Origin of the sequence: Streptomyces tailanensis (assembly GCF_008386495.1) — a bacterium.
GTDB lineage: Bacteria > Actinomycetota > Actinomycetes > Streptomycetales > Streptomycetaceae > Streptomyces > Streptomyces tailanensis.
On record NZ_VTHJ01000052.1, the window covers coordinates 63,986 to 72,085 of the forward strand.

General features: G+C 69.8%; 7 protein-coding genes. 3 read left to right on the forward strand and 4 right to left on the reverse strand.

Features of this window, described 5'->3' with window-relative positions; translation table 11 throughout:
- Window positions 1-11: 11 nt before the first annotated feature.
- Together F3T56_RS33760 and F3T56_RS33765 are read right to left on the reverse strand one after the other, a co-directional pair.
- Window positions 12-488, reverse strand: a complete 477-nt coding sequence (locus tag F3T56_RS33760) for a roadblock/LC7 domain-containing protein (RefSeq protein WP_149829155.1) — start codon at window positions 486-488, stop codon at window positions 12-14.
- Window positions 469-2,913 carry a sensor histidine kinase gene (locus tag F3T56_RS33765; protein WP_425473692.1) on the reverse strand — a complete coding sequence of 815 codons (2,445 nt, stop codon included), beginning with the start codon at window positions 2,911-2,913 and terminating at the stop codon, window positions 469-471. The genes F3T56_RS33760 and F3T56_RS33765 overlap by 20 nt, the downstream gene beginning before the upstream one ends.
- Before the next feature lie 580 nt (window positions 2,914-3,493).
- Between F3T56_RS33765 and F3T56_RS33770 the strand changes: the two genes are divergently transcribed.
- Window positions 3,494-4,657 (forward strand): substrate-binding domain-containing protein, encoded by a 1,164-nt coding sequence (locus tag F3T56_RS33770; protein WP_149829157.1) that lies wholly within the window; start codon window positions 3,494-3,496, stop codon window positions 4,655-4,657.
- A 203-nt stretch (window positions 4,658-4,860) separates the two neighbouring features.
- Here F3T56_RS33770 and F3T56_RS50255 read toward each other — a convergent pair whose 3' ends face one another.
- Window positions 4,861-5,265 (reverse strand): hypothetical protein, encoded by a 405-nt coding sequence (locus F3T56_RS50255; protein WP_172639263.1) that lies wholly within the window; start codon window positions 5,263-5,265, stop codon window positions 4,861-4,863.
- Between F3T56_RS50255 and F3T56_RS33780 the strand changes: the two genes are divergently transcribed.
- Together F3T56_RS33780 and F3T56_RS33785 are read left to right on the forward strand one after the other, a co-directional pair.
- Window positions 5,205-5,957, forward strand: coding sequence for a YdcF family protein (locus tag F3T56_RS33780; RefSeq protein ID WP_425473693.1), 753 nt, complete (start codon window positions 5,205-5,207; stop codon window positions 5,955-5,957). The two genes, F3T56_RS50255 and F3T56_RS33780, sit on opposite strands and share 61 nt — an antisense overlap.
- A gap of 19 nt (window positions 5,958-5,976) precedes the next feature.
- Window positions 5,977-6,723 (forward strand): WbqC family protein, encoded by a 747-nt coding sequence (locus tag F3T56_RS33785; RefSeq protein ID WP_281291935.1) that lies wholly within the window; start codon window positions 5,977-5,979, stop codon window positions 6,721-6,723.
- Window positions 6,724-6,979: 256 nt separating this feature from the next.
- Here the strand turns inward: F3T56_RS33785 and F3T56_RS33790 are convergent, their stop codons facing one another.
- Window positions 6,980-7,750, reverse strand: a complete 771-nt coding sequence (locus F3T56_RS33790) for an AIPR family protein (protein ID WP_149829160.1) — start codon at window positions 7,748-7,750, stop codon at window positions 6,980-6,982.
- Window positions 7,751-8,100: the final 350 nt, after the last annotated feature.

Sequence of the window (8,100 nt, forward strand, 5' to 3'; positions counted from 1 at the left end):
GTCCGGGACGGTCAGCCGGTCGGCGCGGCGCCGACGTTCTTCTTCAGCTCCAGCACCAGTTGGGGAGTGAGCGCCGTCCCGGCCCGGTTGGCGAACATGGTCATCTCGTAGGCGATGTTGCCGAGCTTCGCCTCCTTGGAGGCCACCACGCCGAGGACGGCACCGGAGCCGATGGCCGACACCAGCACATGGCCGCCCTCCAGATCGATGATGACCTTGTTGAGGCCACCCAGGCCGTAGCTGCCGGAGGCGCCCGCGGCGAGGCTCGTCATGCCGGACACGATCGCGGCGAGCCGCTCGGAGTCGGCCTGGTCGCGTAGTCGGGAGGCCGCGATGAGCAGGCCGTCGGACGACACCGCGATGGCGTCGACGACCCCGGCGGTGTCTGAGGCGAACCGGTCGAGCAGCCAGGTGAAGTCGGCCGCGGCGGCTCGCAGATCGGTGGGTTCCGCCCGCTCGGGGCCGTTTTCACCTGTCAACGTGGTCACTGCCGGACTCCTCCTGGGATTCGGGGTGTTGCGATGGTGCCGGTTCCGTCCGGTGCGGGGCGCTGTCCTGTTCCGCCCTGCGTACGGCGGCCTCGAACTCGTCGAGTTCCGAGCGGACGGCGTCGGCGTCGACCGCCTGCCGCGCGGCCGGTGTTCCCCGGTCGGCCGGGACTGTCGTGGCGAGCGTCGCGCCCCGTACCCGCCTGCGCAGCGGCCGGGGGCCGTCACTCGGGGGCGGTGCGGCGGGCGGTCCGGCGGGGGTGCCGTCCCGCTGCGCGTCGGCGCCGGGCGGGACACGTCGTGGGAGGCCGCCCTGCGGCACGGGGGCGACGGGCCGCCGTTCGAGAATGGTCGTGACAGCGGGCGTCGCGGACGCGAGGGCCTCCTGACCGGGTCTCGTCGGGAACGCCGATACAGTCCCGGTCGCGGTCGGCTCCGTACCCGAGGACGGCATGACACCCGCGGAGCTCATGGCCATCAGGAGGGCGGAGGGGATCCAGATGGTGCCGGTGACGCCGCCGCCCGGGGTCCGGCTCAGGCTCACCCGGATGCCCGAGCGGCGGGCGAGGCTGCCGACCACGAAGAGGCCGAGCATCCTGGTCGGTACGAGGTCGAGTCGCTCCCGGCGGATCAGCCGGGCGTTCTCCTCGACGAGGCGTTCCGCGCTCATGCCGAGGCCGTGGTCGATCACCTCGATCAGCGCGCCACCGTCCTCGGTGACGTCGGTGCCGGGCCGGACGACCACTTCGACGGGTGTGTGGGACGGGGAGAACGAGACCGCGTTCTCCAGCAGTTCGGCGAGCATCAGCGTCAGATCGCCGATGATGTCGGGCGCGACGGTGACCTCCGTCTCGGACCGCAGGGACACCCGCCGGTACCCCTCGATCTGGCCGAGCGACGCCCGGATGACGTTGGCCAGAGTGGTCGGCCGCGCATCGACCTCGGACTCCCGGATGCCGGCGAGCAGCATGAGGCTGTCGGCGTTGCGCTGGAGGCGTACGGCGATGTGGTCGACGCGGTAGAGCTGATCGAGGAGTTCGGGATCGGTCTCCTCGCGTTCGACGGCGTCGATCAGGGCCAGCTGGCGCGTCGTCAGGTTGCTGACCCTGCGGCCGACGTTGCCGAACATCTCGGCGACGTTGCGGCGGCTGAGTACCTGCCGTTCCAGCAGCGCGGCGGCGGTGACCTGCACCTGGTTGAACGCCTCGGCGAGTTCACCGATCTCGTCGCGGACCGGGACCGGTATCTCCCTCGGCCGCAACGGGGTGCTGTCGTCGGACTCCGCGTCCGTGACCCGGGCGAGTTCCTCGGCCGTCACGTCGATCACCTGCTGGGCGGCACCGGTCAGGGCCGCCAGGGGACGTACGACCGAGCGCCGGGCCAGGACGCAGAAGGCCAGCCAGACGGCGAAGCCGAGCAGGGCCAGAGCAAGCATGAGCAGTGCCCTGTTCAGGGCGTCCGCGGAGAGCGTCTCGGCCCGGTCGGCGATCTGCCCCATCAGGGACCGGGTGATGCCGAGGCGGGTCTGCGCCTGCTCGCTTCCGGCGGCCATCGACGTACGCAGCTCGCGCGCCGTCTGCACCTGCAGGGAACTCGGATCGATCCGGAGCTCCGCGAACTGGGCCTCGATGCCGTTCTGCTCGGAGCTGCGCCGGATGCCGTCCATGCTCATGACCTGGTCCGGCGTGGCTATCCGGCTGAACCGGTCCGCCTGGTGGGCGTACAGCCTGTGCGCCTCCACCGCGCGGCTGAACCCGGTGAGGGCGTTGGCGTCACGGGTCTGCGCGGAGAACACGGCGCTTTCGAAGGCCGCGTGGGAGGCGTCGGCACGCAGCACCGTCTCGAGCAGAGCGATGACCGGGGCTTCCGAGGCGTCGGAGGTGTCGGAGTAGCCGTCGAGCCCGATGCCGTCGATCAGGTAGTCGACCGCGGAGGCGTACGCGGGGTCGATGTTGGCGGCGGGGACGTAGCTCCGTTCGAGCTTCTCGCGCAGGATGCCGAGGCCGCGGAGGTACTCGAGCGCCTGCTCCTCCGCGTCCGGCAGGTCCGACCCGAACGCGGAACGCACGGCGGCCATCTGGGCGTCGGTGTTCCGCTGTGCCTCGCGGTAGTCGGCGGTCGACGGCAGCGGGTCCCCGGGCCGGGCCGACTCGTACCGCAGGGCCAGCACCAGCGCCTGCCGGTGTTCGGCCTGCACATCGGTGATCAGCTCCGTGACCTGCCCGCTGTCGCGCACCAGCTCCGCCGTCCGGTCGGCTTCCCATGCCTGCTGGAGCTGGCCGTTGACGCCGATGCCCAGCAGCACGCCGACGACCACGACGGGCGCGATCACCAGGACGTTGAGCTTGCGCCGGAACGGCCACCTGTCGAGGACGGTCCCCGCCCTTCGGCGCACGGACGGCGGGTCCGCTGCGTTCACCGACACCGGGCCTCCTTCGATGTGTTCCTGAGCGGTGACCGAGGTGTCGTGTGCTGCCGGACCGCCGACGACCGGTAGTGCAGTGACGTTTTGGCCACTCCCCGCGCTGATACAAGCGAAAGGAACACGCCACATGTCCGGAACCGGCTATGAGGATCCTATGGGGCGTGAGACTACTTGTCGGCTTATATGGCATCAAAAGTTGATGACGAAATCGATACGAAGCATCCACCCACCGTGGTGTTTCGCCTCGCGGGGCACGCGCCGCGAGGCGAAGTCTGTTGCGCGGCCGTGGAGTTGACGCCGAGCGGCTCATGCAGCACGCCCCTCGGAACGGACAGCGCACAGACGATCCCGGCGCCGCCCCCGACTCGTACCGCTCCCGACCGTCGTCGGCGTCCTGCTAGATTCCACCGCGACAAGCCCCCGGGCCACCGCCCGGAGCGCCGTCGTGACCGTCGCCGCCCCGCCCGCCGTCGGTCTCGCGGGCTTCTCCCCCCAAGGAGGGCTGCGCGCCGGAGTCCTCACCGGCCGTCACCCATTCCCCCCTCCCGGCCCGTACTCCCTCACGCCCTGTAGGAGCCCCGTGCATCCCACCCGCAAGGTGGCCGTGACAGCCGTCACGTTCCTGGTCGCGGTCACCACCACCGTCACCGGCTGCGAGAGTGGCTCCACCGACTCCGCATCCACCTCCACGGACGCGTCCCTGACCGGTTCTTCCAAGCCCGGCTGCCCCGACGTCCTCTCCAAGGCCAGGCGGGTCGTCCAGAAGGCCGAGGACGTCAACGCCCCCTGGGCCGGCCCCACCACCGGTCCCGAGGCCGTCGCCGACAAGACCATCGTCTACGTCGCCCAGAGCATGACGAACCCCGGCGTGGCCGGCGTCGCCATGGGGGTCCAGGAAGCCGCCGAGGTCATGGGCTGGCACGTCCGCGCCCTCAACGGCCACGGCACCCCCGACGGCATCCGGGAGGCCTTCGACAAGGCCCTCGCCCTCAAGCCCGCCGGCATCGTCATCGGCGGTTTCGACCCCGCCTCCACGCCGGAACAGGTCGAGCGGGCCGACGCCGCCGGCATCCCACTGATCGGCTGGCACGCCGTCACCGCCCCCGGCCCCAGCACGGAACCGGAGCTCTTCACCAACATCACCACCAAGGTCGAGGACGTCGCGAAGGTCAGCGCCGACTGGATCATCGCCCGGTCCAACGGCCGCGCGGGCGTCGTCCTGTTCACCGACACCTCGATCCCCTTCGCCAAGCGCAAGTCCGAGCTCATCAAGCAGGAACTCGCCACCTGCTCCGACGTCGACCTGCTGAGCTACGAGAACATCCCCATAGCCCAGGCCAACAGCCGCACCATCGAGAAGGTCTCCTCCCTCCTGACCCGCTTCGGCGACCGCTGGACCCACTCCGCCGCCATCAACGACCTGTACTTCGGTCACGCCGCCCCCGCCCTGCGCGCCGACGGCGGACAGGGCGCCGGCGCGCCGTACAACATCGGCGCCGGCGACGGCGACCCGTCGGCCTTCCGGCGCATCAACGCCAAGGAGTTCCAGGCCGCCACCGTGCCCGAGCCCCTGTCCGAACAGGGCTGGCAGATCATCGACGAGTTCAACCGGGCCTTCGCCGGCAAGCCGGCCACCCGATACGTCGCCCCCGTACACATCACCACGGCCACCAACAGCGCCGGCGCCCAGTTCTGGGACTCCGAGGGCTACCGCGACGCGTATCGCAAGATCTGGGGCAAGTAGGGGTCGACCAGGGCCGGCTGCTGATGCCGGGACCCCCGGCTCCCGGCGCCGCCCCGGTGCGTCACCCGCGCAGGTGGCGCAGGGCTCGGGCGGCGGTCACAGCCCCAGCCTGCGCCGACAGCCTTCTCACTCGGTGGCTGGGCCGGTTCAAGGCCCATGAGCTGGACGAGAAGGGCCTGTACCTCTTTGCCCGCTCCACCGCTCTACTCGGCGACCTCAAACGCGACCAAGGCGTCGCCCTGGGCCCGCTCTCGGCCCAGCACTCCTACGCCGGTGCCCGTACGGTCTTCAGCCAGCTCGATATCCCCCGCCGCGTCGCCCAACTCGATCTGTCGCTCGCAGTCGTCACCGAGATGTCCGGCAAGCTGGAAGTCGCCGCCCGCAACTACGAGACCCTCGCCGTCGACGACCGGCTCTCTCGCCGCGACCGGGCTCGCGCACGGCTGTGGGTGGGGACGGCGCTGAGCAAAGACGGCGAGCACGACTACGCGACCCGCGTCATGCAGGCAGCGACCCGCGAGTTCGAGGACCTCACCGAACCGGACGACTGGTCGGTGGCCCACCAGAAACTCGCTCTGGCCCGCCGTGGTGCCGGCGACCTCTCTCAAGCCCTGCACTTCATCGATATCGCTCGAAGCAGCGGGACGACCGACTCACCGATGCAACGCGTACGTCTGGACACCGCTCCTGGGACTACCACCAGATGCAGCACGAGCTGCGCCCCGTCGACGTGGCAATCGGACTGGGAAGCCACGATCTCGGAGTCGCGACCCGCTCCGCCGAGCTGTACCGCGCCGGGCTCTTCCAGACGCTGGTGTTCACCGGCGGCAACAGCCCCACCACCGCCAAGGTCTTTCCTCGCGGGGAGGCAATCCACTTCCGTGAGCACGCCATCGACCTCGGTGTCCCCGCCGAAGCCATCCTGCTGGAGCCCCACGCGGCCAACACCGGACAGAACATCACACTCTCCCGTGAGGTCCTCGCCGCCTCCGATATCCACCCGGCCACGGTGCTGCTGGTCTCCAAGCCATACATGGAACGGCGATCGTTCGCGACCGCCCGCAAGCTGTGGCCCGACATCGAGTTCCTCTGCGCGTCGGAGCCGCTGGAGTTCGACGACTATCTGAAGAGCATCGGGGACGAGAAGCTCGTTCTGGACATGCTCGCCGGCGACCTCCAGCGGGTCATCGAGTATCCGAAGCTCGGATTCGCCATCGAGCAGGAAGTCCCCGAGGACGTACATGCAGCGTACGAATCTCTCATTCGCTCCGGCTTCACCAGCCGCCTCATCTCCTCGTGAGCAGCCTGCTCCCGGCGGCCTGTGCGCGATCCACCAACCCAATCTGTTCCCGAGGCTGACGACACTGGCCAAGCTGTTCGCGGCGGACTACTGGATCGTCTTGGACAATGTGCAGTTCACCCGCCGCGACTACCAGCACCGAGCGCGCCTCGCCGCCATCGACGCACCAGGCCGCCAGCAGTGGCTCTCCATCCCCACCCACCTCCCGAGCGGGCGATCCACCCTCATACGAGACGCGCTGATCGACGACGCCGAACTCGCCCGCCGAAGGACCGCCGGAATGCTGCGGCAGAACTTCGGAGCCAGCCCACACTGGCCCTCCCTCGCCCAGGCTCTGGGCCCAGTGTGGGACTCCTTCGCCACCGGGCGGACCGCGGTGATCGCGGAGACCTCCACCCGCGTGCTGCTCGACCTGCTCGGCTGGCGGGGCCGGATCCTCAGGAGCAGCCTCCTGTCCGCCAGACCGGGCCGCTCCCTCCGGCTCGCCGACCTGGCCGCCGCGACGGGTGCTCGCGCGTACCTGTGCGGGAGCGGCGGCATGACCTATCTCGACCCCGTTCCGTTCGCTGCCAGGAACATCACCGTGGCTGCCTTCCGGCCCCCGACTACCGGCATCTGGTCGACCGCACGCCGGCTCAGTGCCCTGTGGGCACTGGCATCGCTCGGCCCAGACACCCTGGCTTCCCGTCTCCGTGCCGTTGCCGACGACCATGCCGCACTCGGGGCCACCGAGCCTCAACTGCGGTCATCGGCAACGTCTGTCTGAGGTGACGGCAGTCCGGAGCTACGAAGGGCTGGCCCCTGGAATCGCTACCGCCGAGGGCGGCTCCCTCGCTCCGGAGCGGTAACTGGCTCCGGTGGACGCTGCTGGACCGAGGCTGTAGTGCTGGCCGCTGGAACACCAGGTGGACGACCAGCAGGGCCCTGCTGTCCACGACCGCAGCCCGTCGTCCGGTGAACTTCGCCCGCAGTTCCGTCAGTTGGTCCCGCACCAGCCGGAACACCTGCACCGCGCGCCAGATCTACTGGGCGGACGGCTGCTGGCCGAACAGCGGGGTGTACGCGCCTCCCCGGCCTTCCTCCCACAGCGCGTTCGTGGATCCCTTGACCCGCACCGCGAGCGACGAGTCCCGGTGCATGCAGGCCAGGGCCGTCGCCGCCTCCGTCACCGAGCAGCCGGACTCGGGCGCCGGGTCCAGCTCGCCCCGCCGGAAGACGTACTCCTTGTCGAGGGAGAGGCTGAAGTCCTTCTGGATCTCGCTCTGGACGGTGTCGATGGCGATGAAGTCCCGGCGTTCCATGTGGTTCTGCGTGTTGGTGGCCTTGGTGATGGATCGCCCGAAGCCCTCCGGCGCCCCCTCCAGGGAGATGATCCGTACCAGGACGTACGCGTCCGCGACGGCCTCGGGGTCCCTCTCATACGCCCGGAAGGCCGAGGACACCGTCTGGGCGCCGTTGACCACGCTGGCGTTGTGCAGGGTGAGGGTGGTGGGCTGGCCGACCGCTCTCTTGGCGTGGTACTCCTGCTCGACCCTGTCGCACTGCACCGTGATGCCGTTGTGGCGGTAAAGAAACCCTTCCGGGTCATCCAGCATCGACTCCACCACGGTCCGGTTGACCCCGGTGAGCCCCAGCGTCTTGCGGACGTTGCGATCGTAGAGACATTCGCCGTGCCCCTTGTCGTGGCCCTCACCATCGCTCAGGCCGCCGTACCAACGGGCCAGCTGGTCGGCGCTGACCTCACCGATCACCGCCTTGTACGGGGTCTCGCGGCTGTACCACTCCCGGTCCATGGTCGCCTTGAGAGTGATCGGCTGCGGCTCCAGGTCCTCCCGGATCGCCCGGTGGAAGTCCCTCTGGCCCAGGACCCTACACCCAGCTCTTCCCGGCCCGCAGCGACCGAATCGTCCTCGACAGCTCGGTGGACCCGAACCGCTTCGGCCGGGGCGCGTACCAGGCCATGGCCGAGGGCGCCGAGCCCGCGTTCCGGGACTGGACCCGTCTGGTCGCCCGTCGGGACAGCACCTAGTGCCGCATCAGGCAACGTTCGCCCTGGGCGGTCTGCGACGATGGCACCATGGACGAGGAAGTCATTCCCATTCTTCGCGTCGAGGACGCTGCGGCGGCGGTCGCGTGGTACGAG

Excerpts from the sequence above, each read along its gene's own strand:
- F3T56_RS33790 (WP_149829160.1), bottom strand. The coding sequence starts at position 7,750 with ATGGACCGGGAGTGGTACAGCCGCGAGACCCCGTACAAGGCGGTGATC.